Source organism: Methylobacterium sp. CB376 (genome assembly GCF_029714205.1).
Lineage (GTDB): Bacteria > Pseudomonadota > Alphaproteobacteria > Rhizobiales > Beijerinckiaceae > Methylobacterium.
Genome location: NZ_CP121648.1, coordinates 1,186,232 through 1,212,406 on the forward strand (window position 1 = coordinate 1,186,232; position 26,175 = coordinate 1,212,406).

22 protein-coding genes are annotated in these 26,175 nt (G+C 72.5%); 13 read left to right on the forward strand and 9 right to left on the reverse strand.

Annotation, left to right across the window (positions count from 1 at the left end; translation table 11 throughout):
* Positions 1-14: 14 nt before the first annotated feature.
* Entirely contained in the window at positions 15-452 is a 438-nt protein-coding gene (locus QA634_RS05290) for a hypothetical protein (protein WP_012331014.1), read from the forward strand.
* A 290-nt stretch (positions 453-742) separates the two neighbouring features.
* On the forward strand, positions 743-1,009 hold the full coding sequence (locus QA634_RS05295) for a hypothetical protein (RefSeq protein ID WP_018262416.1): 267 nt from the start codon (positions 743-745) through the stop codon (positions 1,007-1,009).
* Positions 1,010-1,286: 277 nt separating this feature from the next.
* Here QA634_RS05295 and QA634_RS05300 read toward each other — a convergent pair whose 3' ends face one another.
* The 4 genes from QA634_RS05300 to QA634_RS05315 form a co-directional block, all read right to left on the reverse strand.
* Complete coding sequence (locus tag QA634_RS05300) at positions 1,287-2,450, reverse strand: sensor histidine kinase (RefSeq protein WP_012331016.1); 1,164 nt, start codon at positions 2,448-2,450, stop codon at positions 1,287-1,289.
* Between the two features lie 115 nt (positions 2,451-2,565).
* Positions 2,566-3,705 carry a glycosyltransferase gene (locus QA634_RS05305; RefSeq protein WP_012331017.1) on the reverse strand — a complete coding sequence of 380 codons (1,140 nt, stop codon included), beginning with the start codon at positions 3,703-3,705 and terminating at the stop codon, positions 2,566-2,568.
* Complete coding sequence (locus tag QA634_RS05310; protein ID WP_012331018.1) at positions 3,702-4,991, reverse strand: hypothetical protein; 1,290 nt, start codon at positions 4,989-4,991, stop codon at positions 3,702-3,704. The genes QA634_RS05305 and QA634_RS05310 overlap by 4 nt, the downstream gene beginning before the upstream one ends.
* An 81-nt stretch (positions 4,992-5,072) precedes the next feature.
* Entirely contained in the window at positions 5,073-6,344 is a 1,272-nt protein-coding gene (locus tag QA634_RS05315) for a polysaccharide biosynthesis/export family protein (protein ID WP_012331019.1), read from the reverse strand.
* Positions 6,345-7,497: 1,153 nt separating this feature from the next.
* Here QA634_RS05315 and QA634_RS05320 point away from each other — a divergent pair.
* The 7 genes from QA634_RS05320 (at position 7,498) to QA634_RS05350 (ending at position 17,121) form a co-directional block, all read left to right on the forward strand.
* Positions 7,498-9,684 (forward strand): Wzz/FepE/Etk N-terminal domain-containing protein, encoded by a 2,187-nt coding sequence (locus tag QA634_RS05320; protein ID WP_012331020.1) that lies wholly within the window; start codon positions 7,498-7,500, stop codon positions 9,682-9,684.
* The gene (locus QA634_RS05325; RefSeq protein ID WP_012331021.1) at positions 9,681-10,895 is read left to right on the forward strand and encodes a glycosyltransferase family 4 protein; all 1,215 of its coding nucleotides are present in this window, start codon (positions 9,681-9,683) and stop codon (positions 10,893-10,895) included. The genes QA634_RS05320 and QA634_RS05325 overlap by 4 nt, the downstream gene beginning before the upstream one ends.
* 46 nt (positions 10,896-10,941) lie before the next feature.
* The gene (locus tag QA634_RS05330; RefSeq protein ID WP_050777464.1) at positions 10,942-12,672 is read left to right on the forward strand and encodes a WecB/TagA/CpsF family glycosyltransferase; all 1,731 of its coding nucleotides are present in this window, start codon (positions 10,942-10,944) and stop codon (positions 12,670-12,672) included.
* A gap of 226 nt (positions 12,673-12,898) precedes the next feature.
* Positions 12,899-13,612, forward strand: a complete 714-nt coding sequence (locus QA634_RS05335) for a sugar transferase (RefSeq protein WP_018262408.1) — start codon at positions 12,899-12,901, stop codon at positions 13,610-13,612.
* Positions 13,602-14,624: a glycoside hydrolase family 5 protein gene (locus QA634_RS05340; RefSeq protein WP_012331023.1), complete on the forward strand. Its 1,023-nt coding sequence runs from the start codon at positions 13,602-13,604 to the stop codon at positions 14,622-14,624. Before QA634_RS05335 ends, QA634_RS05340 begins: the two co-directional genes overlap by 11 nt.
* Positions 14,625-14,771: 147 nt before the next feature.
* Positions 14,772-16,307, forward strand: a complete 1,536-nt coding sequence (locus tag QA634_RS05345) for a lipopolysaccharide biosynthesis protein (protein ID WP_012331024.1) — start codon at positions 14,772-14,774, stop codon at positions 16,305-16,307.
* A gap of 40 nt (positions 16,308-16,347) precedes the next feature.
* Positions 16,348-17,121, forward strand: coding sequence for an FkbM family methyltransferase (locus tag QA634_RS05350; RefSeq protein ID WP_012331025.1), 774 nt, complete (start codon positions 16,348-16,350; stop codon positions 17,119-17,121).
* Here the strand turns inward: QA634_RS05350 and QA634_RS05355 are convergent.
* Positions 17,103-18,287, reverse strand: a complete 1,185-nt coding sequence (locus tag QA634_RS05355; RefSeq protein WP_012331026.1) for a glycosyltransferase family 4 protein — start codon at positions 18,285-18,287, stop codon at positions 17,103-17,105. The genes QA634_RS05350 and QA634_RS05355 overlap by 19 nt on opposite strands.
* A 231-nt stretch (positions 18,288-18,518) precedes the next feature.
* On the opposite strand from QA634_RS05355, the gene QA634_RS05360 reads away from it, so the two are divergent.
* The 3 genes from QA634_RS05360 to QA634_RS05370 all read left to right on the forward strand — a co-directional run bounded on the left by QA634_RS05360 (position 18,519) and on the right by QA634_RS05370 (position 20,119).
* A complete protein-coding gene (locus QA634_RS05360) occupies positions 18,519-19,457 on the forward strand; it encodes a glycosyltransferase family 2 protein (RefSeq protein WP_168169134.1) in 939 nt (312 codons plus the stop codon).
* A gap of 179 nt (positions 19,458-19,636) precedes the next feature.
* A complete protein-coding gene (locus tag QA634_RS05365) occupies positions 19,637-19,813 on the forward strand; it encodes a hypothetical protein (RefSeq protein ID WP_168169135.1) in 177 nt (58 codons plus the stop codon).
* Between the two features lie 108 nt (positions 19,814-19,921).
* The gene (locus tag QA634_RS05370; protein ID WP_043700853.1) at positions 19,922-20,119 is read left to right on the forward strand and encodes a hypothetical protein; all 198 of its coding nucleotides are present in this window, start codon (positions 19,922-19,924) and stop codon (positions 20,117-20,119) included.
* Positions 20,120-20,299: 180 nt separating this feature from the next.
* On the opposite strand, the gene QA634_RS05375 is transcribed toward QA634_RS05370, so the two are convergent.
* Together QA634_RS05375 and QA634_RS05380 are read right to left on the reverse strand one after the other, a co-directional pair.
* Positions 20,300-21,016 carry a PhoH family protein gene (locus QA634_RS05375; protein WP_012331028.1) on the reverse strand — a complete coding sequence of 239 codons (717 nt, stop codon included), beginning with the start codon at positions 21,014-21,016 and terminating at the stop codon, positions 20,300-20,302.
* Between the two features lie 390 nt (positions 21,017-21,406).
* Positions 21,407-23,776 (reverse strand): ATP-dependent helicase, encoded by a 2,370-nt coding sequence (locus QA634_RS05380; RefSeq protein WP_012331029.1) that lies wholly within the window; start codon positions 23,774-23,776, stop codon positions 21,407-21,409.
* Positions 23,777-23,972: 196 nt separating this feature from the next.
* Between QA634_RS05380 and QA634_RS05385 the strand changes: the two genes are divergently transcribed.
* Entirely contained in the window at positions 23,973-24,227 is a 255-nt protein-coding gene (locus QA634_RS05385; RefSeq protein ID WP_012331030.1) for a hypothetical protein, read from the forward strand.
* An 87-nt stretch (positions 24,228-24,314) separates the two neighbouring features.
* Here the strand turns inward: QA634_RS05385 and QA634_RS05390 are convergent, their stop codons facing one another.
* Positions 24,315-25,820 carry a DegQ family serine endoprotease gene (locus tag QA634_RS05390; protein WP_012331031.1) on the reverse strand — a complete coding sequence of 502 codons (1,506 nt, stop codon included), beginning with the start codon at positions 25,818-25,820 and terminating at the stop codon, positions 24,315-24,317.
* A gap of 160 nt (positions 25,821-25,980) precedes the next feature.
* Positions 25,981-26,175 carry a DUF2065 family protein gene (locus QA634_RS05395; protein ID WP_012331032.1) on the reverse strand — a complete coding sequence of 65 codons (195 nt, stop codon included), beginning with the start codon at positions 26,173-26,175 and terminating at the stop codon, positions 25,981-25,983.

Here is a 26,175-nt window from a genome sequence, read left to right on the forward strand (position 1 = left end):
AACTCGACCCCGCGATGCCCGTCTCCCTTCCCCAGCACTTCTGGCAGGCCGTGCGGCCCGGCCTGTCGCCCCTTGGTCTCGCCCGGCTCCTCGCCGCCTCGTGGCGGCTGCGCCGGCTCGCCGGGGCGATCGGGCGGGCGCGGGAGGCGGGGGACGGGGCCGCCCTCGCGGCCCTCACCGCGCGCTGGGTGGCGCTGCACGAGGAGGCGGCGCGCCGCTTCGGGATCCCGGTCCCGGCGGAGGTCTACGCCGCCGAGGCGGCGCTGCGGACCTTCGCGGTCCGCGACCTGCCCCGCCTCGACCGCGAGATGCGCCGCCTCGCCTGGGCGGAGGCCCGGGCCGCGCGCGCCCGGGCAGCCGGGGACGAGCGGGCCGCGGCGGCCGCGCACCGGCTCGGCCAAGCCGCCTGCGACCGCATCTCGGCCCTCTCGCGCGAGATCGACGGCCGCTGATGCAACACTGCATCACCGGTTCGGTCCTGCCCACGCAGCGTGAATGGAAGCATAGGCTGGATTTCAGCGCTTCCGCACAACGCCCTTGACTGTGGTAGAGCTGTGTTCTGAACTGGATGATGGCCACAATTCAGCCATTCTGAAAGCCGTTGCCGGAGGGACGGCCGCGTGCTAGGCCTGAATAATACCCGTACAGGGCGAGACCGGCGCGCTGCGGGCCGCTTCGCCGCGTGGTTTTCGCGATGATTATGGTGGTATCTCTGGCAGGTGTCGCGGCGATCGGGGCCGTCATGGCGCGGTTCTGCCCGTGGTTGCCGATGCTCCTGGCGAGCGTGCTGCTGTTCCTCGGGGCCGCGATCGGCCTCGTGGCCTGGGGCGAGCCGCTCCCGACCGCGCTCGGCCTGGCCTGCCTGCCGGTCCTCGTGCTGCAGACCAGCTACGTGATCGCCGGACAGGTTCTGGAGGGCGCGCGGGCCGCCCTGCTCAAGGCCAACCCGGCGCAGAAGACCCTCGTCTCCCCGCACGGCTCGGCGGACGAGCCCCCCGGCCTGCACTGATCCGACGTCCGCCCGATCGGTTCATACGCCATCCGGTTGATGGCTTCGCCATCTCCGATTTCGGCCATGCGGATGTCGGCGTCGCTCAGGCGCCGCGCTCGCGCACGATCCCGGCTCCCGGCGTCCTGCTCCGACGGGCGCGGGATGGGCGTCGGACGGAGTCCCCGTGATCGGTCCGGCAGCGCCTGTCCGCGGTCACGGCTCCGCTTCCGGACCCGTTCGGGCCTGCCCGACCGGGGCGGAGACGGCGGAGTCCGGGCAGCCGGCGACCGGATGCTCAGAGCGGCGCAGCGTCCGGGCCCGGGCCCGCGGGCAGCAGCTCGCCGCCGAGCGGCGTGTCGATGGTGCAGACGAGGCCCTCGGGGCGGAAGTCCATCCGCACCCGACCGTTGAGCTCACCGGCGAGGGCCCTCTCCAGCATGCGCGTGCCGAATCCCCGGCGCGCGGGCGGGTGAACCGGCGGACCGCCGCGCTCCTCCCAGCGCCAGAGCAGCCGCCGGGGCGGATCCTCGGTCACGCTCCAGGCGACCAGGATCTCGCCCCCGTCGCGCGCGAGCGCGCCGTACTTGATGGCGTTCGTGACCAGCTCGTGCAGGGCCATCGCCATGGTAACGGCGGTGCGCGGCTGCAGGGCCACCGGCGGGCCGCTCGCCGAGACGCGGCCCTCGACGCCGCACGCCGTCGCCGCGGTCGCGACGATCTCGCCGAGGTCGGCGGCCCTCCAATGCACGCGCGTCAGCACGTCGTGAGCGTGCGACAGGGCTTGCAGGCGGCCCTCGAACGCCGATCGGGCGGCGCCGGCCCCCTCCACTTCCCGGAAGGTCTGCAGGGCGAGCGACTGAACGATCGCCAGGGTGTTCTTGACGCGGTGGTTGAGCTCCTCGACCATCAGCCGAAGCCGCCTCTGGTCGTCCGCGATCTGCTGCTGGGCCCGGCGCAGCTCGGTTGAATCGTAGTAGTAGCAGATCACGCCGAACCGGCCGTCGGGCAACCGCGTCCGCTGCAGCTCCCACTCGTAGCCTTCGGTGCCCGGCACGTCCTGGCGGGGCCGGTAGAAGGCGCGCGAGTAGAAGGGAACGCCGGTGTCGAGCGTGTCCCGGAAATGGCCGATGATCTCCTGCGCCACCTCCTCCGGCCAGAGGATCCGCATGGCCTCGGCGAAGGGGCGGCCGATCAGCGGGCGCACGTTGCGGAAGGCGCCGTCCTGCGAACGGTGGTTCATCGAGGCGATCGTGAAATCCGCGTCGACGATGTAGATCCCGAAGGGGCAGCGCTCGATGAGCTCGTGAAACAGCTCCTCCTGGCGCGCGGCGCGCGCCGTGGCCCGCGCCAGGCGCTGCTCCAGGCTCGGGCCGTGATCCGCCGGCGGCGGCTCTCGCCGATCCGGGGCCTCGGGTGCCCGCTTCGCCGGATCCCCCGCTTCGGGCTCGTCACTGCTCAAAGGTCACACCGGCCGGGCTGAGAACCGCACCGGAGGCTCCCTACCTCAAGTCGAGGCGGGGGAGAAACCGGATCCGCGCGGCGTGCTCGGCGGCCCCCGCACGGCCGATTCCGGCTCAGCGGGCGGGATCGCGGGCGTCCGCCTCCCCGCCTCGGCCCCCCGCGAGCGCCGCGAGCCGGCGCCCGAGGAAGTCCACCACGGCCTCCCGGTCTCCCGCCGCCTGCCGGTTCCAGCGCGCGAGGTTGTGCCGGGCCGCCTCGCGCGCCGCGCGCCGCCAGTCCGGACGGGCCAGGGCCGCGGCCACGGCCGCCGCCGCCGCCTCCGGATCGCCGATCGGAACCCGCAGCCCCGAGGCTCCGAGCACCTCGTGGAAGACCGGCTTGTCCGGCGCCACCACCAGGAGCCCGGCGAACTGCATCTCGAGCAGCGGCAGCCCCAGCCCCTCGTCGTGCGAACTCATCAGGAACAGGTCGAAGGCGCCGATTGCCCGGCGCGCCTCGTCGTCGTCGAGGAAGCCGAGCGGCCTGACATGGGGCAGGCGCGCCAGCGTCTCGGCCTCGCCGCCCCAGCCCGGCCGGCCGATGATCCGCAGCTCGACCGGGCGGCCGAGCCGGCGCGAGAGGGCCGCGCAGAGGGCGGCGGCGCCGGAGTAGTTCTTGCGCGGCTCGATCGTGCCCATGGCGCCGACCACGAGCGGCCGGTTCGGGTCCTCCCGGTCCCCCGCCCCGGCCTCCTCCGGGAGCGCGTCCGAGAGGGAGAAGACGTTGCGGATCGGCGGGCGGTAGAGCAGCACGGTCGCGTCCGGCCGGATCCAGGGCCGCAGGGTCGCGCCCGTCGTCTCCGAAAGGACCAGGAAGTTGCGGAGCCGTCGCAGCGCAAGCCGGAAGGGCGGCACCATGTAGAGCCGCGCGGCCCGGTTGAGCTCGTGGCGCCGCGTGAGCAGGAACAGGTCGTTGACGTAGAGCACGCTGCGCTCCGGCAGCGCCGCGAAGACCGGCGAGGGCGGGTAGCCGGAGAACAGCCACAGGCTGCGCGGATGGGCCAGGGCGGCGGCCGGCATCCGCAGCATCTGCTCCCAGATCATCGCGGGCCGGCTCCCCCGCGAGGTCCAGCCGGTCACCGGCAAGGGTGCCAGGGCCTCCTCGCTGAACAGCTCGCGGGTGATCCGCTCGATCCCCGAGGCGCGCCGGCTCAGATGGGTGCGGTCGACGACGAGGGTGGGGCGGGGGCCGAGCGGCAGGGTCGGGCCGCTCATGGGCGCATCCCGCCGCTCTCCGCCTCGCCCTCGCTCTCCAGCATGCCCTTGAGCATCCACAGCAGGGAGGCGGTCTTGATGCTGAGGAAGCCGTAGCTCACCAGTGAGTTGAAGGCCACGTAGAGGCAGAGCGCGTGCGCGTAGCGGATCTGTGCCCGGTTCCGGTAGGCGGTCGAGAAGGTGCAGTAGAGCCAGAACAGGGCGAGGCCGAGGAGCGACTGCGTCGTGATGATGTAGCTGACGCCGCTGTCGACCGCCTTGTAGATCAGCTTGTCCGAGAGGCCGAGGAACTCGGGCACGTCGTAGACGTGCAGGAGGTCGACCGTCCAGGCGACGCGACCCGGGAAGTCGTCGCTGCCGCCCGCGATCCCGGTCACGCCGACGAACAGGAAGGAGGCGACCAGCGCGCCCGGCAGGTAGAGGAGAGGCACCACCCGCGGCAGGAACCGCCACACCACGCTCACCAGCAGGATCGCGAAGAACGAGACCAGGGCGAGGCGCCCGTCGCAGGCCACCATCAGGAAGAAGTTCGTCGCCAGGAGGTAGGTGCGGCAGGATGGGCTCAACCGCTCCCAGCGCGAGAAGATGTAGGCCGCGATGATCACGCAATAGGCGCCGAGCGAGACCGGCTCGAGGAAGACCGACGAGACCCGGTGCGCGTCCATGATCTGGTCGGCGATGCTGAGGAAGCGCGCATCGGGCCGGGTCGCGCTCACGAACAGGTCGGAATCCGTGTTCCAGAAATTCTCCTCGGTCAGCCCGCGGGTCGCGATGAAGTAGTCCTTCACCCGGAACAGCGCCGAGTAGGCTTCGACGTTGAAGGCCTCGATCACCCCGAAGACGAACACGACGCTGTGGATGGCGAGGAGGTAGCGGTTCAGGTAGCGCGTGCGCGTGCACAGGCCGAGCATCATGAAGACCGGCGCGATCAGGATGTCGCGGAAGTACTTCACGCTCGTGGCCGGATCGACGGCCACCGCCCGCAGCGTCATGAACACGAAGAGCCAGGCGATCAGCGCGACCGAGAGCGTCATGCTCGGCCGGTAATGCGCCAAGGCGACGAGCAGGGCGGCGCCGATCAGCACGATCTCGGCCCCGATGACGATGCCGGGCGAGAGCCCGGTGACGTTGCCGTTCACGTAGGCGAGCGCGGCGTTGAACAGCATCCCCCCGGCGAGGATCCCGAAGGGGACGTGCTCCAGCACGGCGCCCCGCGCCGCCGCCGGGGCCGGGACGGGCCTGAGGAAGGAGGGCAGCGCGACCGCGTGGGTCGGGACGGGCGGCATGGCGGGGCTCCGGCGGGTGGGGCGGCGAGGGACCCGCGCGTCGGCGGGCCGGCACCCGCGGTCAGCGGGTCGGCACCCGCGTCAGCGGGTCGGCACCTCGGGCGGCTCCTCGGCCTGCAAGGCGACCTCGACCACGTCGCCGGGCTGCAGCTCGGTGTCGTGATCCGCCGGGATCCGGGCCGTCTTGCCGCCGGACCTGCGGAAGATCGAGATCTGCGGCTGGCTGTCGAAGCCGCGCACCAGCTGGGACTTGACCATTCCGGTGTAGCGCAGCTTCTCGCTGACCGCCTGGAGCCGGCTGCGGATCGCCGCCAGCTTGGCGGTCGAGTCCTGGATCTCGCGCAGCACCTCGAGGCGCCGGGTGTCGTCGACCCGCTGGAGCTTGCGGCCGAGATCGCCCTTCTCGCGCTCGACCGAGGCGAGGACCGCCATGGTCTGGAGGGCGCGGGTGGCCGAGAGCAGGACCGTGCGGCGCGCCTCGACGAGGCGCGGCATCGGCACGTTGCCGCGATCGAACAATTCCTGGTAGCGCTTGAGATCGTCAGTGTCCGACTGGACGCCTTCCTTCTCGCGCCGCTCCTGCTCGCTGAGCACCGAGGCCCGCTCGTTCTCCTTGGCGGCGGCCTCGGTCAGGTAGCGCTTCTCCTTGACGATGTCCTCGTTGCGCGTCGTCAGGATCGCGCGCTCGCCCTCCGAGAGCTCCTTCGCCACGGAGGGCGCGACGGGCGTCTCGATCACCGCCTTGCGGTCGAGCTCCCCCTTGCCGTCGAGCTCGGCCCGCAGGCGCGAGAGCCGCTGCTGCTCCTTGGCGTAGTCGATCCAGGCCGTGTTGTAGGCGTCGCGCAGGTCCGACAGCTGCAGGAACGGGTTGTCCATCTTGAAGCGGAGGATGTCGAAGCCCCCGGCCAGCGCCACGGTCTGGCGCACGGTCATGCCCGGCCGGTAGGGCTGCTCGCCCGGCTTGGCCACGTCGCCGTTCAGGTAGACCGGTCGATATTCCAGGATCGCGACGTTGATCTCGGAGGCCGAGAGGATCAGCGGAAATTCCCGGCCGTCGTCGGTGCGGCGGCGGATCTCCTTCGACGGCAGGAGCGACTGGATCTTCGCCCGCGCCTCGGCGAGGCTCAGCCCGGCGACCGGGACCTGGCCGACCAGCGGCACCGTGACCTCGCCGTCGCCGTTGACGACGCTCTTGGCCTTCAGTTCGGGCACCGCGACCGCCTCGATCGTGAGCGTGTCGCCCGGCGCGATCAGGTAGGCCGCCGCGGCGGGATGCGCCGCGAGGGCGAGGACCGCCCCCAGGACGAGGCCCGCCCTCGTGCGGGACGGGCGGCGCGGGGCCTGGTTCACCATGCGGGGTACTCCCTTTCGCGGCGCGTGGCGGGCTTCCTGCGGTCGTGCGACCGGCCTCGTCGCATTCCGGATCCCTCGTTCGGACGGGTCCCGCGTCGGGCGACCCTGATGCTGGACGGGTCCGGGCGGCCCGCGGGGAGCGACCGGACGCGGCGGCTGTCACAACTTCGATTGTGCAGTGCACAACCGAAGGGCGAGAGACGGCGAAGCCATCCCCCGCCGCGAACCGGGGCTAGAAGTCCCTTTCCCCCCGAACCGTTCCAAGAAATGCCGCGCGACACAAGAGGTATGCGGCTTCCCCTGCCCCCGCTGGACCAGTTCAAGAAGACGCAGCACCGAGGATGCGGCGGCCCGGCCTTTCGCCTATGCGAGACAGCACCCGTACTTCTCAGAGAATGCAAGAAACGGGCCTGTTCCACGAAATGTCGGGTCGCCGCCACCGACATCGGCGCGCATTATGCTTGCAAAGCAGAGCAGACATGCGAAAAATGCAAAGAGGCCGCGAGGCTGCGCCCCGTGGGGCAAGGCGGGGCCCGCTTCGCCCTCTGATAAGGCTTGCGAATCCAATCGTCCCGGATCCGGGGCGGTGCGACCGGCCCGGCGGGTCGGCCGCACCGAGCGCCGCCTTCGGCCGCTCCCGTCATGCTGAAATCACAACCCTGGTCATCGTTTTGAGCATGTCTTAACCGGCAACGAGAGGGTCGATCCGGGTCCCGGCTGGACTGTCCGCCCGATACGGGCCGCACAACCTCCCGAACGCCCTGGCCGGGAACCCTCTCGCGTTGCAACAAAAACCCCAACGGCCGGGCCGGGCCGCTTCGCCATGCACCGAGACGGCGTTTGGTTCCCGGAAAAAATCCGCCGGCTCGCCTGGAACGTGCATTCGGAACGGCAACGCTTTGCCAATCCGGCGCGGCGGGTTGTGAAACCCGTTCGACCGGTGTTAACCCTTTCGAGGCAGCAAGCGGCCGGCATTGCGACCTGTACGCCAAGCAGATCTGCTCGAATCGACACCTCGCCAGCAAGTCGGCGCAGATCAGCCGCCGAGTTGCGCAGGGCTTCAGCCCGATACGCCGTATCGCCGGCAAAATTCCCGCTGTTGTGCAGGGCCGGTCGGCCGCGTCCTGCGAGTACCGAGCGCGCAAGGGTGGCCATGAACATCAAGCCGAACCAGCTGCGTCTGCACGTCGACTCGGCCTCACCCCGGCTGGAGCGCGATGAGCGCTGGGACGTGGCGGCGATCCTGGACGTTCTGCGCCGGCGCCGCATCCTGGCGGCTTGCGTGTTCGTGGCCTGCCTCACCGCCGCGCTCGCCTACCTGGCGACCGCGACGCCGCTGTTCATGGCGACCGGCATCCTGGTGCTCGACACCAAGCTGACGCCCCCCTCCCCCGCCCAGGTCAGCGCCGAGCCGACCATCGATCCGGCCGTGGTGGACAGCCAGATCGAGATCCTCAAGTCCCGGAAGATCGCGACCGACGTGGTCGACAAGCTCGGCCTCCAGGGCGACCCCGAATTCGTCGGCAGCGGTCCCTCGCTCCTCGACGCGCTCAAGGGCCGGCTCCTGTCCCTGGTGGAGGCCAGCAGCGGATCCGCGGAGCCGCCCGACCTGCGCCAGGTCGCGGCGGGGACGCTCGAGCGCACGCTCAAGATCACCCGCACCGGCCGCAGCTTCCTCGCCGAGATCAACGCGACCACGCGGGACCCGAAGAAGTCGGCCGCGATCGCCAACGCCGTGGCGGAGGCCTACATCCAGGACCAGCTCAGCAGCCGGATGGAATCGAGCCAGCGCACCACCGACTGGATGCAGCGGCGCCTGAAGGAAGTGCGGGACGAGGCCGAGGCGGCCGAGCGCGCCCTCAAGGAGTTCCGGGCCCATGCCGGCGCGTCGAGCCCCGGGGCCGAGCCCGTGAGCGCGGCGGACATCGCCTGGGAGCGCGCCTCGATCGAGGCGATGCGGCGCGCCGCGGCCGAGAGCCTGGAGCGGGGCCGCGCGGGCCTCGCCGCCGCCCAGGCGATGCTGGCCGCCCTGGAGGGCGGGGACACCGCCGCCGCCACCCGCAAGCGCCTCGACGAGGTCGACGACCCCGAGGTCTCGCACCTCGCGGCGGCGATGGCCGGCCCGGGGCCGAGCCCGGCCGAGGCCGAGGCCCTGCGCGCGCGGCTGCGCCGGCTCGTGGACGACCGCCAGGCCGCGATCGGGCTCGCCCAGCGCCGCGACGGGCTGCTGGCGCGGCGCCTCGGCGACCTCGCGGCGGGCACGGATCCCGGCCCGAACGGCCGCGAGCAGCAGCTCGCCCGCGCGGCCGAGGCCGCCCGCTCCACCTACGAGGCGCTGCAGAACCGGGTCTCGCGCGTCAGCTCCTTCCTGCAGCAGCAGGCGCTGCCGGTCACGGAGGCGCGGCTGGTGAGTGCGGCGGTGCCGCCGCTCGCCAAGTCCTCGCCCCGGACGACCCTGGTCCTGCTCCTGGCCAGCGCCGGCGGGCTCGCCGCGGGCATCGCGGCGGCCTTCCTGCGGGAGATGTTCGACCGGCGCATCCGCTGGCCGACGCAGATCGCCGGCCTCGGTCAGCCCTTCCTCGGTCCCCTGCCGCCCACCGAGGGGCGCCGCCTGCCTCTGCCGGGCCGACGGGCGCGGCCTTCCGCCGGGATCCCGCTGCTCATCGCAGGCCCGGACGCCTCGCCCGCGGCGCTCGAGACCCTGCGCGCGGCCAAGATCGCCGTCGACCACGCCCTCGGCCGCGAGAGCTGCCGGGTGGTCGGGGTCGTCTCTCCCTGCGACCGCGACGGGAAATCGACGGTGGCGGCCAATTTCGCGGCCCTGGCGGCCGAGATGCGGGCCCGCGTGCTCCTGATCGACGCCGACCTGCACGGCGGCGGCCTCTCGGCGCAATTCGCGGGCGAGGGGGCGATCGGCCTCGACGAGGCGGTGGGCCGGCAGCACCCGCTCGCCCGCTGCGTGGTGCCAACCCCGCTCGGCTTCGACCTCCTGCCCGGGAGCGTCGGCGCGCCGCCCGCCCACCCGGTCGAGATCCTGGCCTCGGTCGGGCTGCGGCGCCTGCTGACCGAGGCGCGCGGGCGCTACGACTACGTGGTGATCGACGTCCCGGCGGTCCTCTGCGCGGTCGACGCGAGGGCGATCGCCGAGGTCATCGACGGCTTCATCCTCACGCTGGCCTCCGGCCGCACCAGCCTCGATGCGGTCGAGCGGGTCTTCGCCACCTGCCCGGGCATCGCCGACCGGTCCGTGGGCGTGGTCCTCAACCGCTCCAGGGTCGCGGTCGGCCCGCTGCGGGCGCGGCGGGCCCCGCGGTCCGGCATGCTGGAGATCGCCCGATGAGCGCCCATCCCGTCCTGCGCACGGCGCGGCGGGCCGTGCGGCCGGTGGCCCGCGCGGTCCGGCGCCACCTGCTGCCGCGGCTGATGCCGGTCGCTCGCCACGCCTTTCCGGAGGCCGCCGCGCGGGTGCGGGTCGTGGGCCTGCTGTCCTCGTCCTCCGGGCTCGGGGAATCGGCGCGGCTCTGCCTCGGCAGCCTGGCCGGGGCCGGCTACCGGCTCTCGACGGCCGACGTCGCGGGCCTGTTCGACAGCAACGACGGCATCGCCTACCCGGCGGGCGAGTCCGACCCGCAAGAGGACCTCGCCATCTACCATCTCAACCCGCCCATGCTCCTCCCGAGCGTGGTGCGGACGGGCCTGCGCCGGCACGCCGGCACCTACAGCATCGCCTACTGGGCCTGGGAGCTGGAGACCCTGCCGGCCGAGTGGATCGCGGCGATCCGGTTCGTCGACGCCATCCTGGTGCCGAGCCGTTTCTGCCAGGCCGCCCTGCGGGCCCACACCGACAAGCCGGTGATCGTGGTGCCGCATCCGGTCGACGCCGCCGTCCCGGTGCGGGAGGCCGCCGCGCCGCCGCCGGGGGACCGCTTCCGGGTGGCGAGCATCTTCAATTTCGGCTCGTCCTACGCGCGCAAGAACCCGACCGCGCTGGTGCGCGCCTTCCGGGCCGCCTTCGGCGAGGATCCGGGGGCCGAGCTGGTGCTGAAGGTCAGCGACGGGGCCCGCTACCCCCGCGAGCGCGCCCAGATCCTGGCCGAGATGGCGGGGGCGCCGAACGTCCGCCTGATCGACGAGGTCTGGGAGCGCCCGCGCCTGCAGGCCTTCCTGGCCTCGGCGGACGCCTACCTGTCGCTCCACCGCTCGGAGGGCTTCGGCCTGACCCTCGCGGAGGCGATCCTCGCCCGCGTGCCGGTCGTGGCCACCCACTGGTCGGGCAACACCGATTTCTGCGACCCGGCCCTGTCCTACCCGGTCGACTACGCCCTGGTGCCGTTCAGCGACCCGCATCCCGCCTATGCGGGGGTCGGCGCGGCGCGCTGGGCCGAGCCGGACATCGCCCACGCGGCCCACCAGCTGCGACAGGTGCGGGGCGAGCCCGAGGCGGCGCGGGCCAAGGCCCGGGCCCTGCGGAGCGCCTTCGTCACCTACCTGCGCCGCCACGGCTACGAGGAGGCGCTCGCCTCCCTCGCCCGCCCCGCGCAAGCCGCCTGATCGGGACGCCCGCGCCCCGACCCTGCTGCCCCGAGAGGAACGAGCCTTGACTGATCCGATTGCCCAGAAGGGCGACGAGACGGACCTGACCGTGTCGCTCGTCGTCTGCACGGTGGGCCGGCTGGAACCCCTGGAGAGGCTGCTCGCCTCCCTGCGCCGCCAGACGCGCCGGCCCCTCGAGATCCTCCTCGTCGACCAGAACCCGGCCGGCACGCTCAGCGCCCTGCTCACCCGCTTCCGCGACCTGCCCCTCGTGCACCTCGTCGACCTCGCCGATGCGCGGGGCCTGTCGCGGGCCCGCAACCTCGGCCTGGCCTGCGCCCGCGGCAGCGTGGTGGGCTTTCCGGACGACGATTGCTGGTACGACCCCGAGGTCGTCGCGCGGGTCGCCGACCTGTTCTCCGTCCCGGGAAGCCCGGGCCTGATCTGCGGGCGCACGGTCGATGCCGGGGGCGCCGAATCCGTCAGCGCGCATCTGCCGGTCCCGGCCGAGATCGCGCGCGACACCGTCTTCCTGGCGGGCAATTCCAACGGCCTGTTCGTGCGTCGGGGCCTCGCCAAGCGCGTCGGCGGATTCGACGAGACGCTGGGAGTGGGCGCCGCGACGCCGTTCCAGTCCGGCGAGGAGACGGACTTCATCCTGCGCGCCCTCGCTCTCGGCGCGTCCTGCCGCTTCGAGCCCGGCCTGGTCGTCCGCCACGACCAGCCCGAGGCGAATCCGGCCGCCGCGGCCGCGCGGGCCGCCCGCTACGCGCCGGGCTTCGGGCGGGTGCTGCGCCTGCACGGTTTCGGACCCGGCTACGTCGGCAACCGCGTGCTGCGGGCCTTCGGGCGCGGGGCGCTCCTCCTCCTCGGCGGCCGCCGGGACGACGCGCGCCACCGCTTCGCCTGGGCGCTCGGCACCCTGCGGGGCTACGCCGCCCCGGCCCGCGCCCGCGCGGCGGCCCCGCCGCGCGGGGCCGCCGCGCGGGAGCCGGGCGCGCAGCCCAGGCCCTTCGGCCTCTCCTTCGCGCCGCTCGACGACGGGCAACTCGCCCGGCAGCTGGCCGGCCCGCTGGTTCCGGCCGGCGCGGGCCCGCGGATCGTCGCCACCGCCAACCTCGACCACATCGTCCAGCTCTCGCGCAACACCGTCTTCCGGGAAGCCTATCGCCGCGCCTGGATCGTCACCGCCGACGGGATGCCGGTCTACCTCTACGCGAGGCTGCGCGGGGCGAAGCTGCCCGGCCGGCTCACCGGCGCGGACCTGTTCGCGCGGCTGATGACGATGCTCTCCCCGGCCCGGCACCGCTGCTTCTTCGTGGCCTCCTCGGAGGAGACCGCCGCGCGGATCGAGGCCCTGCTCCTCGCCCGCGGCTTCTCGCGCGAGCAGCTCGCCTTCCGGGTGCCGCCCTTCGGTTTCGAGACCGACGCGGCCTATTCGGACGCCCTCGCGGGGGCGATCCGGGCCCACCGCGCCACCCACCTGTTCCTCGGCCTCGGCTCGCCGAAATGCGAGATCTGGAGCCACCGCTACCGCGGCGCCCTCGGCGACTGCTACGTGCTCAACGTCGGCGCCGGCCTCGACTTCTACAGCGGGACCAAGCGGCGCGCCCCGGTCGTCCTCCAGCGGACCGGCCTCGAATGGGCGTGGCGCGTGGCCCAGGAGCCGCGTCGGCTGTTCCACCGCTACTTCGTCGCCTCCTGGCGCTTCCTCTGGATCGCCGCCGCCGACTTCGCCCGGTCGGACCGCACCCTGCCCCCCTCACGCGCCATCGAGGTGGAACGCCATCGATGAGCCCCGCCACGCGAGGCGCGCTCGCGCCGCCGGAGCGGTCCGCCCGCCCGGCCGCGCCGCTCCGCCCCGAAGTCCACGGCCGCTGACCGATCGCCCGGCGAGACCGATGCCGCTCCGGAACGCCACACCTCCCGCATCAACCCAGAAGCCGGTGCGCAGCACCGCGCCGCAGGCGCCCCAAGGCGCCTGGACGCGCCGTCCGCCGCGCCACGAGGAGAGACGATCAATGCCAAGGGGGATTGCAGTCGAGTTCCAATATCGGGAGCAGCGCCTCGAGGACGGTGCCGCGGGGCTCCCACGGCGCGCGATCGACCCGGCCCGGCCCCTCTGCCGGCGCGCCGGCCTCATCAACGTGGCGCTGGCCAAGCGCGCGACCGACATCGCCGTCGCGCTCGCCGCGCTGGTGTTCCTCCTGCCGGTCTTCGTCGCCGTGGCCATCCTGATCAAGGCGGAGACGCCCGGCCCGGTCTTCTTCCGCCAGCGCCGCTACGGCGTGCAGCGGCGGCCGTTCCTGATCTTCAAGTTCCGCACCATGACGGTGCTCGAAGCGAGCGGAGCCTTCCGGCAGGCCGCCGCGAACGACGCTCGGGTGACGCGGATCGGGCGCTTCCTGCGGCGCTCCAGCCTCGACGAGGCGCCCCAGCTCATCAACGTGCTCGTCGGCGACATGTCGCTCGTCGGGCCGCGGCCGCACGCCGTCGCCATGGACGACGCCTACGCGCCGGTCGTCTCGCACTACGAGGACCGTTTCCTGGTGCGCCCGGGCCTCACCGGCCTGGCCCAGATCAGCGGCTACCGCGGCCCGACCGACACCCACGACAAGATCGCCCGGCGCATCGCCCACGACCGGGCCTATATCCGGCGCTGGTCCCTGCTCCTCGACTTCGCGATCATGCTGCGCACGCCGATCGCGCTCGTGAGGGATCCCAATGCCCTCTGAGGCGACGAGGCGGGCGCGGCCGCTTCCCGCCGCGATCACCCGCGGCGCCTTCCTGGCCGCCCTCGCCGGCGGCGTCGCCGCGGCGGCCGGGACGGGGGCGGGCCCGGCGCGGGCCGGCGGGGCGGTCCGCTACCCCGGCGTCAACCTGTCGGGCGGGGAGTTCGGCGACATCGGCCGCCCCCTCGGCCAGGGCTACATCTACCCGCCGAACGAGAGTTTCGCCTACTACGCCGGGCGCGGCATGAAGCTCGTGCGGATCCCGTTCAAGATCGAGCGGGTGCAGCCGGAGCCCCTCGGCGCCCTCTCGGTCCGGGACGCGGACGAACTCGCGCGCTGCGTGCGCGCGGCCAAGGCCGCCGGGCTCCTGGTGGTCCTCGACGCGCACAATTTCGGCAAGCGCGACGGAAAGCCGATCGAGGCGCGGGACCTCACCAATCTCTGGTCGCGGCTCGCCGCGCGGTTCCGGGACGAGCCGTCGGTGGCCTACGGCCTCATGAACGAGCCGGTGGCCTTCGCGCCGCCCGCCTGGCGCCCGGTCGTCGACGCCCTCGTCAAGGCCATCCGCGACGGCGGCTCGCGGCAGCTCCTGATGGTCCCCGGCGCCGGCTGGAGCGGCGCCCATTCCTGGGTGTCGGACGGCAACGCCGCGGCCTTCGAGGATTTCCAGGACCCGCACTTCCTCTTCGAGGTCCACCAGTACCTCGACCGGGACAATTCGGGCTCGAACCCGCAGGATTACGCCCCGGGCGCCGGCGCGACCCGGCTCGCTGCCTTCACGGACTGGGCCCGGCGGCGCGGCGCCAAGGCCTTCCTGGGCGAGTTCGGCTTCGCCCTGCCCGCGGGCGAGGCCGAGGCGCGGGCGCTCCTCTCCTTCGTGGCCGCCCACACGGATGTCTGGCAGGCCTACGCCTACTGGGCCGGCGGACCGTGGTGGGGCGATTACGCGTTCAGCATCGAGCCCGGCAAAGAGGGCGACAAGCCGCAGATGGCCCTGCTGAGGCACTTCATGTGACCGCCCGGCCCGCGGGAGGCGCGGCCGCGGGCGCGTCGCCAGGTCCCGCGCGGACCCCAGGAGCACCGGACCCGGGAATCAGGAGCACCGGACCCGGGAATACGGATCCAAGAATACGGATCCAAGAATACGGACTTAGGGATACGGATGGCAGGCACACTGGTTCGCAAGTCGTTGATCAACGCCGTCGCGGGCGTGGCGACCACGTTCGCCGGCTTCGCGAGCAGCATTCTGGTGGCGCGCCTCATCGGGGTCGAGGGATCCGGGATCATCGGGTTCGCGGTCTGGGCCGCCACGATGTCCGTGATGGTGGCGGATCTCGGGATCCCCGGCAGCCTCGCCCGCTTCCTGCCCGAGCTTCGCGCGCGCGCGAGCCTCGCCGATGCGGACGGCCTGACGCGCGCGCTCCTGCGTCCCTACCTCCTCGTCACCCTGTGCGTGTCCGGAGGCTTCTTCGCCTACGCGGCCTCGCTCGCGGCCGCCCAGCCCGACGGGATCGGCTGGCAGATCCACCAGGGCAGCTACCGCGCCTCGCCGCTGTTCTGGCTGCTCGTGGGGCTGGCCTGCCTCACCCAGTCGCTGGCGAGCTTCGTGACCAGCTACCTGCGCGGCGTGCAGGATTTCGCGGCGCTCGCGCGGCTCGCCCTGCTCGCCGCCGGCGCGCAGATCGCGGCCACGACGGTCGGAATCGTCGCGTTCGGCGTCGGCGGCGCCCTGGCGGGCGCCGTGATCGGATCGGCCGTCGTCATGCGCCAGGTCCTGCGGCTGCCGCGCGAGGGCAGCCCCGTTCCGCCGGTGCTGCGCGCCCGCGTCGTCCGCTACTCCGTCGAGTCCTGGGCGAGCCACCTCGTCACGGCGTTCCTGTGGTCGCGGATGGAGGTCATCTTCCTCGAGCGGAGCTTCGGCAGCCACGCGGTCGGGCTGTTCACCGTGAGCCTGACGCTGTCGAACCTCGCCATGCAGGGGCCGCTGCTGCTCACCGGCGCGCTGCTGTCGCACCTCTCGCAACATTCCGGAGCGGAGCACGCGGAGACCCGCCTGGCCCTCTACCCGGCCAGCGTGCGTCTCCTCGCGCTGTTCGTATTCCCGCTCTGCCTGGGGACGGCGGGTGTCATGCCGCTCCTGCTTCCCCTGCTCTTCGGCGACGCCTTCGCGCCGGCGGTGACCGCCGCCACGATCCTGGTCGGGACCGCGAGCCTGATCACGATCGCCACCATCGCGTACTCGTACCTGTTCGCGATGGAGCGGACGAGCTTCATCCTGGGATCGGGGCTCGTCGGGGCCGTCCTGGCGATCACCGCCGGCCTCACGGTGGTTCCGGCCGCGGGCCTGCTCGGCGCGGCGAGCGCGCGGGCCGCGATCCAGCTCCTCGTGACGGGCGCCATCGTCTGGTACGCTCGGCGGTCGCTGGGCTGCGTGCTGCCCACGCTCGATCTCGCGCGGATGTTCCTGGCGGCCCTGCTCTGCGCGATCGCCGCCCGGATCGTCGTCACGGTGACCTCGGGCGTGCCCGGGCTGATGCTGGCCGTGCTCACGGGCGCCCTCGTCTACGCGGCCGCCCTGCGCGTCCTCAAGCCCCTGCCGCGCGCCGACCTGCAGCGGGTGCGGGACGCGCTGCGCAACCTGCCCGTCCCGCTGCGCTCGGCCGCCCTCGCGAGCCTGCGCGTGATCGCGCCGGCCTGAGCCTCGTTCCCCGGCAACCTCGTCCCTGGAGGATGCACCGATGATGCGAAACCTGATGCGGCAGCTGCGCGGCGCCCTCGTGCGGCGAGCCGAGCGGCTGACGGGAACCCACATCATCCCCCGGGGCAGCCTGTGGGCGATGCCCGAGCGGGAGCACCTCAGGGCGTTCTTCGCGCATTTCGGCGTCGACTGCGTCTTCGACGTCGGCGCCAACGAGGGGCAATTCGCCGACATGCTCCGCCGCAAGGTCGGCTATCGCGGGCCGATCCTGTCCTTCGAGCCGATCCCGGACGTGGCCGAGCGGCTCAAGGCCCGGGCTGCCGCCGATCCGCTCTGGTTCGTCGAGCAGGTCGCCCTCGCCGACGAGATCGGCGAGCGCACCTTCAACATCATGGCCGACACGCAATTCAGCTCCCTCGCCAAGCCCAGCCACGAAGAGGTCAAGCTGTTCGAGGGCACCAATCAGATCCTGCGAAGCATCGGCGTCAAACTGTCGACGGTCGAGTTCATGCTGGAGAAGTACCGCAAGGAGCTGAAATTCACCCGGCCCTACCTGAAGATGGACACGCAGGGCCACGACCTGTCCGTGGTGCGGGGGGCGGGCGACAGCCTGCGGGGCTTCGTCGGACTGCAGAGCGAGTTGGCGATCCGCAAGCTGTACGACACGTCGGTCGATTTCCGCGACGCCATCACGGCCTATGAGCGGGCCGGCTTCGCCCTCAGCGCCTTCGTGCCCAACAACGAGGGACACTTCCCGGCGCTGATCGAGATGGACTGCATCATGTACAACACGCGCTACGTGCCGCTCGCGTGACCGCGCCGCGCGCTGACCGCGCGATCGTAGAGGGCGGCAGTGTCCCGCGCGATCGCCGCCCAGCTCGGCACCGCGGCGATCCGCTCGCGCGCGCCGCGCCCGAGCGCCAGGCGCAGCTCGCGGTCCTGCGCCAGCCGCGTCATGGCCTGCGCGAGCGCGCGCGGGTCTTCCGGCTCGACGAGGCACCCGCTGCGCTCCGGCTCCAGCATGGCCGCGAAGACGCCGAGGCGCGACGCCAGGATCGGCCGGCCGAACGGGAGGGCGAGCATCAGGACGCCGCTCGCCTCGATCTGCCGGTAGGGGAACACGAAGACGTCGGCGTCCGAGAGGATCCGCGGCAATTCCTCGTCGGGGATGTGGCGCTCGTCGAAGACGAGCTGGGCGGCGAGCCCGAGTTCGCGCGCCCGCTCCTTCAGCCCGTCGAGCGGCATGGCGGGGCGGCCGGCCACGACGAACCGGCAGTGGCGCAGAACCGCCTCGGGCATCATCCCCGCGGCCTCGATCAGGATGTCGAGCCCCTTGTAGGGTTTCAGGATGCCGAAGAGCAGGAAGTCGACCGTGCGCTTGGAGCGGTCGGGCTCGACGAACGGCGAGGATGGCAGGGAGGCCGGCGTCAGCAGGCCGTGCCCGATCTGGTGGATCCTGGCCGGATCGACGCCCTGCCGGGCGAGTTCGCGCGCGGCCGGCGCCGTGTGGACGATGACCGCGTCGGCATCCTTGATCACCCGCTCGCCGCCCGCTCTCAGGAGCAGGGGCACGCGATCCCCGTTCGACGGGCGCGTGTCGTGGACCGTGAGAATGCAGGGTGCGCGGCGGCGCAAGCGCCGGAACAGGATCCGGTCGGCGAGGGGCACGACCGGCCATTGCACGTGGACGATGTCGGGCGCGAGCCGCGCCACGTGGCCGACGAGCTGCTGCAGGAGGAGCCCGTAGCGGAGGTGGCGCAGGAAGACCGTGACCCGGTGCGGCGCGATCCGCGGCGGCAGGGGCGCGAAGATGTCGTTGATCGCCAGCGGCAGGTGGGTGACCCCCTTCGGCGCGGCCTCGCCCGGGCGCAGCGGTCGCGAGGCGAGGAAGACCTCGTGCCCCTGCTCGGCCAGCCCGGCGCAGAGGCTGGCATCGTACGGCAGGGTGAAGAGCAGCGGGTCAACGACGAGGATGCGCAATGGGAATGCTCCGAGGCAGGAGGGTCGACCCGAGCGGGGCTGCGCGGCCCGGGATGAGCAGGACGACCGGACACGAATTTACCACAACATATAATAATCATTGCCTCGGAAGTCAATTATACAGGAGTTGTTTTTCGGAAGTCATGTAATATAACAGTCAAACTGCGCCTTTTTGCCAAGGATGACGGGGAAGACATGATGGGAGACCGGACCTGTCAGGTGAGCGTGATCATGCCGGCGTTCAACGCGGCGGCGACGATCGAGCGCGCGCTCGCCAGCGTCCTCGCCCAGAGCCATGCCGCCCTCGAGGTGATCGTGGTCGATGACGGCTCGACCGACGCGACGCGGACCCTCGTGGGCTCGGCCGCCGCGCGGGATCGCCGCGTGCGGCTGCTCGCGAGCGATCGGAACGGCGGGCCTGCGGCGGCCCGCAACACGGCCCTGTCGGCCGCGACCGGCGAGTGGCTCGCCCTCCTGGACGCCGACGACGCGTGGCGCCCGGAGCGGCTGGAGCGGCTGCTCGCCGTCGCCGGCGACCGGGCCGAGGTGGTGTTCGACAACCTCCTCGGCCTCGATCCCCACAGCGGCGCCGAGGTCGGCCCGCTCTTCCCGCGGCTGCCCGACGCGATCGGCGTCTCGGAGATGGCCGCGGCGGCGGTTCCGGGCAGCCGCTTCGATTACGGCTACCTCAAGCCGATCTTCCGGCGCGCCCTGGTCGCGCGGGCCGGGCTGCGCTTCGACGAGGGGCTCAGGACGAGCGAGGATCTCCTGTTCTTCCTCGCGCTGCTCGTCGAGGGCGGGTCCGCGCGGACGACCTCGGAGGCGTTCTACGTCTACACGCTGCCGGTGAGTTCGGGCGGACGCATCTCGCCCTACTCGCATAGCCAGCCCCGCGACCTCGCCGTCGCCGAGGCGCTGGCGGCGCTGCGGCGGGCCTGCGCGGCTCGGCTGTCGCCCGCGGAGAGCGCGCAGCTCGAGAGCAGGATCGCGCATCTGCGGCGCGTCGCCCCCGTGAGCGAGTTCCACTTCGCGCGGCGCACCGGCGACCTGCGCAGGATCATCGGCCTGCTCGCCCGCTCGTCGGCCGTGCGGCGGGAACTCGCGCGCGGGATCCTGCGCCGCGTGCGGGGGCGCCCCGCGGCGGCCGAGCGGGCCGGGCCGGATCGGTGACGGGGCCGCGCGGCGCGCCCGCGCCGCCGGGCCGGCGCGGTGCGGTCCCGCGTCGTCGCCCCGGTGCTCGCCGCCGTCCGCGGCCTCGCCGGCCGCGCCCCGCCTCGGCGAGCGATCCGGCGGACGGCTTCGTCCCGACCCGCGGCGCCGAGATCGCCGCTCCGGACGGGACGCCCCTGATGCTGCGGGGCATCAACCTCTCCAGCTTGCTCGTCCCGGAGGGCTCCATGTTCGGGTTCCGGGACGCGACCGCGCCCCGGCAGATCCGGCAGGTGTTCAGGGAACTGGTCGGGCCGGAGGCCGACAACGCCTTCCGGCGGCGCATCGCCGCCCACGACCCGGACGTGCCGAGGTGATCGGCTACGACGTCCTCACCGAGCCCCTGCCGGGGCAGGAGGGCAACGCGCCCGTCCGTCCAGCCCCGATGCGCGCCCTACCGGGAGGCGGCGGCGCCCGTCCCGCGCTTGCGCGAGGCGCACCGGGTGCCGATCCTGATGGGAGAGGCCGGCGAGAACAGCGACGCGTGGGTCCGCGCCTGCCGGGCGGTGCTGGAGCGGCACCGCGTCGGCTGGGCGTTCTGGACCTACGGGACGATGGATGCCGCGAGCACCGTGCGCCGCCCTGGGACGCGATCGTGGCCTAGCAAGCCCTCGCCGGGCTGACGCTGACGGACCGGCGCCGCCCGCCGCCGGAGGTCGTGAGGGCGGCGCTCGACGGGCTCCGCATCCCCTTCCCGGAGACGACGGAGAACCCGGGCTCCGTCGACGCCCTGCGCGGCCCGCCCCGAGCCGCGCCGGCCCGATCCCGGCGCCGCGGCGCCCGCGGCGCCGGGGATGGCGCGGTCAGAGACGCGCCTCTTCGAAGGCCCGCACCCATTCGGCGCAGATCCCCGAGCGGACGATGTCCTCCAGCCCGAACTCCACGATCGGGATCGGCATCAGCCGGCTCTTCACGAGGTGGATCACGGTCCGCAAGCCCGACGTCTCCCGCAGGTCGGTCTGGGAGACGTCGCCGTTGATGATGACCTGGCAATCGTCGCCGATGCGGGTCAGGAACATCTTGATCTCGGCCGGGGTGGTGTTCTGGGCCTCGTCCAGGATCACGAGGCAGTTCTTGAAAGTGCGGCCGCGCATGACCTCGAAGGGCACGATCTCGATGTCGCCGGACTTGAGCGCGATGTCGAAGGCGCCCGCGCCCATCCGCTCCTTCATCGTCTCCGTGAGCGGAGCGACCCAGGGCGCGATCTTCTCTTCGAGACTGCCGGGAAAGTAGCCGAGGGAGCGTCCCGAGGGGACGTTGGGCCGGGTGATCACCACCTTGGCGATGCGGCGCTGGCGGAGGAGGTCCGCGGCGCGGGTGCCGGCGATGTAGGTCTTGCCGGTACCGGCCGGCCCGAGAACGATGACTTGTGCGTGGGAACCGAGGGCTTCGAGATACTCGGCCTGGCGGGCCGTCATGGGTTGAATCGGCGGCGCATTGCGCTCCTCCTCGAACCGGGTGCGCGGCATCCGGATCGGGCGGTCATCGACCAGTTCAAGTCGTGCGCGTCGTCTCTTCATAGATCAACACTCCCACTGGACTTGCGGTGCCGCGATGTGATCTGCCCTCTCGTGTCCCTCGACCTCCTCGTTGCGCCAACAGCACGTCAAATCCGCGGGTCCGGACGGGTTCCACGTCCGATCGACGCAGGCGGTGGACAAGTCCGCCTGGATCTCCCGCAACGGTATGCCGACAGAGGTTGACCAGCAATTCCCGCGCCGCGCCGCACAGGACGGTTTTCGCGGGCGCGAAGATTAGGGTTCGGTCTGTGTCTCAAACCACACAGCGACGGGGCTCGCGGCCGGCTCCGCGGCGGGGTCGCGCACGCTGTCGCGTGCGCCGTCCCGGATGTCGGCTCCTGCGAGATCGCACCCTCCGCCGGCGTGACGCGGGGACAGCGGCCCGCCGAGTCAGGTCGGCTGGACGAAACTGTCGAGGACCATCTTCCGGCCGGCCTTGTCGAAGTCAACCGTGAGCTTGTTGCCGTCGACCGCCGCGACCGAGCCGGGGCCGAACTTCGTGTGGAAGACACGCGCGCCCGCTACGTAGTCTGACGCAGTGCCGGTCGACTTCGCCACCAGCGTTCCCTCGATCTGCCTGGGGGCGCCGCGCGCGCCGCGGCCCTCGCCGAAGCGGGGCTCGCCCGGGCGGCCCTGGCCGCCGAAGCGCTCCTGTCCGGCCGTGGCCGCCTGGGCGCGCTGCCAGCCGGGGGTCGCGTAGGAGGAGCCGAAGGGCGTCGCCTGCCGGTCGAAGCGCGAGGGGCCGTGGGAGAAGTTCGCCGGCGCCTCGATCACGCTCACGCTCGCCTCGGGCAATTCGTCGATGAAGCGGCTCGGCATGGTCGAGGACCACAGGCCGTGGATGCGGCGGTTGACCGCGAAGGAGATCTTGGCGCGCTTGCGGGCCCGGGTGAGCCCGACATGGGCGAGGCGCCGCTCCTCCTCCAGCCCGGCCCGGCCGCTCTCGTCGAGGGCGCGCTGGTTGGGAAACAGCCCGTCCTCCCAGCCCGGCAGGAAGACCGTGTCGAATTCGAGCCCCTTGGCGGCGTGCAGCGTCATCAGGCTGACGCGGTCGCCGCCCTCCGCCTCGTTGGCGTCCATCACCAGCGCGATGTGCTCCAGGAAGGCCGGCAGGTCGGGGAACTCCTCCAGCGAGCGCACCAGTTCCTTGAGGTTCTCCAGCCGGCCGGCGGCGTCGGCGGTGCGCTCCTTCTGCCACATCTCGGTGTAGCCGGATTCCTCCAGGATGATCTGGGCCACCTCGGCGTGGGGCCGCCCCTCCAGGAGCTTCGCCCAGCGGTCGAAGCACTGCACCAGGGCCCGCAGGGTCGAGCGGGGCTTGGGCTTCAGCTCCTCCGTCTCGACGATCAGCCGGGCCGCGTGCAGGAGCGGCACCGCGCGCCGCCGCGCGACACCGTGGAGGGCCTGCAGGGTGGCGTCGCCGAGCCCGCGCTTGGGCGTGTTGACGATGCGCTCGAAGGCGAGGTCGTCCGCCCCGTTGGCGGTCAGGCGCAGGTAGCCGAGCGCGTCGCGCACCTCGGCCCGCTCGTAGAAGCGCGGGCCGCCGATCACCCGGTAGGGCAGGCCGAGCTGGACGAAGCGGTCCTCGACCTCGCGCATCTGGGCGGAGGTGCGCACCAGCACGGCGATCTGCGCCAGGGGATGCTCCTGCCGCTGCAGGCCCTCGATGGTCTCCCCGATGAGGCGCGCCTCCTCCTCGGAATCCCAGGCGCCCGTCACCGTGACGGGCTCGCCCGCGCCGGCCTCCGTGCGCAGGGTCTTGCCGAGCCGCCCCTCGTTGTGGGCGATCAGCGTCGCCGCCGCGGCCAGGATGTGGCCCGTCGAGCGGTAGTTGCGCTCCAGCCGCACCACCACGGCGCCCGGGAAATCGTGCTCGAAGCGCAGGATGTTGTCGACCTCGGCGCCGCGCCAGCCGTAGATCGACTGGTCGTCGTCGCCCACGCAGCAGACGTTGCGGCGGCCCTGGGCCAGGAGCCGCAGCCAGAGATACTGCGCCACGTTGGTGTCCTGGTACTCGTCGACCAGGATGTAGCGGAAGCGGTCCTGGTAGCTCGCCAGGATGTCGGGATTCTCGCGCCAGAGCTTGAGGCAGAGCAGGAGCAGGTCGCCGAAATCGACCGCGTTGAGGGTGGCGAGGCGCTCCTGATAGGCGGCGTAGAGCGGCCCGCCCTTGCCGAAGCCGAAGGCGCCGGCCTCGCCGGCCGGCACCTGGTCGGGGGCGAGGCCGCGGTTCTTCCAGCCGTCGATGGCCTGGGCGAGGCCGCGGGCGGGCCAGCGCTTCTCGTCGATGCCCGCCGCCTCGATCACCTGCTTGAGCAGGCGCAGCTGGTCGTCGGTGCCCAGGATGGTGAAGTCGGATCGCAGCCCGACCAGCTCCGCGTGGCGGCGCAGGATCTTGGTGCCGATCGCGTGGAACGTGCCGAGCCAGGGCATGCCCTCGCCGGCCGCGCCGATCAGGCCGCCGATGCGCTCCTTCATCTCCCGCGCGGCCTTGTTGGTGAAGGTCACGGCCAGGATGTCGAAGGGCCGGGCGCGGCCGATGGCGATCAGGTGGGCGATGCGCGTGGTCAGCACCCGCGTCTTGCCGGTGCCCGCGCCGGCCAGGACCAGGACGGGCCCCTCCGTCGCCTCGACGGCGCGGCGCTGCTCCGGATTGAGCCCGTCGAGATAGGCCGCCCCGGGAGGCGCCACGGCGGCCCTCGCGCGGGCTGCGATCGAGGTGGGGGCGGGCGCCTCGGCCCCGGCGGCATCGCGAGTCATGGATTCATCACTGGACCAAAACGCGAACGGCGTCGAGGGTGGGCCGGCGAGGGGGCCGGCGAGGGGGCCGGCGAGGGGGCCGGCGAGGGGGCCGGACGGTGGCGCAGCGCCGCAGGGTCGCGGGGAACCCGAGACCGTCCCGGCGCGTCCCCCCATCGCCGATATCCGTGACCGTTCACAGCCTCGGGGTGTTCCCATGCGCGTCCATACCCTGCTGATCCTCGCGGCCGCCCTGGCGGCGAGCCCCGCCCTGGCCCAGAACCAGCGCGGCACCACCCGTGCCGAGCGCACGGTCGAGGGTCTCAACAACTCGATGAACTATCGCAGCGAATCGCGCGACATCCAGCAGCAGAACCGGTTCGAGACGAACCAGCTGCAGGGCCAGATCCGCCGCGAGCAGACGCTGCCGCTGCCGCCGGTGACCCCCGGCATCATCGCCCCGGCCCGGTGAGGGAGCCGGGCGGGGCGCGCCTCGGTCCGGCGCCGTCGCGGCACCGGGTCACCCGCCGGAGCCTCTCCGGCGGGTGACCGGGCGTTCCTATTCGAGGCTCAGCGCCACGAACCGCACCTCGCCCTGGGCGTTCGAGACCAGCAGCAGGGCGGATTTGCGGCCCTCCTTCTTGATCTGATCCAGGCGGCGGGTGACGTCCGAGGGTGAGTTCACCGGCTCCTGGCCGACCTCGACGATGAGGTCGCCGGCCTGGATGCGCTTGTCGGCCGCGTTCGAGTTCGGGTCGACGCGGGTGACTACCACCCCCTTCAGCCCGTCCTTGATGTTGAAGCGCCGCCGCGCCTCCTCGGAGAGGCCGGTCAGGTTGAGGCCGAGGGCCTGGCGCGTCACGTCGGCCTCGGGCTGGGGCCGGTTGAGGGCGGCGGGCTGGGGCTTGTCGTTGTCCTCCAGCCGCCCGAGGGTGACCGGCCGCGTCTGCTCCGCGCCCTTGCGGATCGTGAGCACGTCCACGGTCTTGCCGACCGGCGTCGTCGCCACGATGCGGGGCAGGTCGCTCGACGACTTCACCTCGACGCCGTTGAACTTCACGATCACGTCGCCGACCTCGAAGCCGGCGGTCTTGGCCGGGCCCTTCTCGTCGATGCCGGCGATCAGCGCGCCGCGGGCGCCGCCCTTGAGGCCGAGCGCCTCGGCGGTGGTGTCGTCGACGTTCTGGATCCGCACGCCGAGCCAGCCGCGACGGGTCTCGCCGTACTGGCGCAACTGCTCGATCACCGGGGCCGCCGTCGCGGTCGGGACCGCGAAGCCGATGCCGACCGAGCCGCCGGTCGGCGACAGGATCGCCGTGTTGATGCCGATCACCTCGCCGCTCATGTTGAACAGCGGACCGCCCGAATTGCCCTTGTTGATGGCCGCGTCGGTCTGGATGTAGTTGTCGTAGGGCCCCGAATCGATGTTGCGGCCGCGCGCCGAGACGATGCCGGCCGAGACCGAGCCGCCGAGGCCGAACGGGTTGCCGATCGCGATCACCCAGTCGCCCGGCCGCATCTTCTCGGAATCGCCGAGCGGCACCGCCTTGAGCGGCCGGTCCGCCTCCGGCTTGACCCGCAGCACCGCGATGTCGGTCTTGGAATCCTTGCCGACGATCTCCGCCTTCAGCTTGCGGCCGTCGTGCAGGATGACCTGGATGTCGTTGGCGTCGCCGATCACGTGGTTGTTCGTCACCACGATGCCGGAGGCGTCGATGATGAAGCCGGAGCCGAGCGAGTTCGACTTGCGCGGCTGGCGCGGCTGATCGCCGCCGCCCCGCCGGTTGAAGAAATCCTCGAACAGGTCCTCGAAGGGGGTGCCGGGGGGCAGCTGCGGCAGGGTGCGGCCGCGGGTCTCCACCGTCGTCGAGGCCGAGATGTTCACCACCGCGTCGGTGACCTGCTCGGTGAGGTCGGCGAGGGATTCGGGGCCCCTGGCGAGGGCCGCGGAGGGGAGCGCGGCGGTCCCGACCGAGAGCGCCAGGAGGGCGCCCGCGAGCGCCGGCAGCCGCCGTTTCGCGAAGGCTTCGGATCGGCGCGCGGGCGCGGACTCGGCAGCGGGCATCGGGAACCTCGTCTGAACGGCTGTGTCGGGCCATGCTGCCAGATCGGGCGGCCTCCGGGAAGCGGAGGGCCGACCGCCCGGCGGATCCCTTAGATCGTGGTCGCGCCCGAAGGATCAAGGGCGGCCCGGGCGTCTCCGGCCCGCCCCGGCGCGGTTTCGCCTAGCGGAGCAGGAGGCGCACCACCCCGACCACGATCACCCCCGCCACCGCGGAGACGACCCCGACGAGGCGCATCCGCTCCGCCGGGGTCTGGGCCGCCTCCAGCATGGCCCGCCGCATCGCCCCCGGGAAGGCCGCGCAGAGCAGGCCCTCGATCGCGAGCGCGAGCCCGAGCGCGGCGACGAGGTCGCGCAC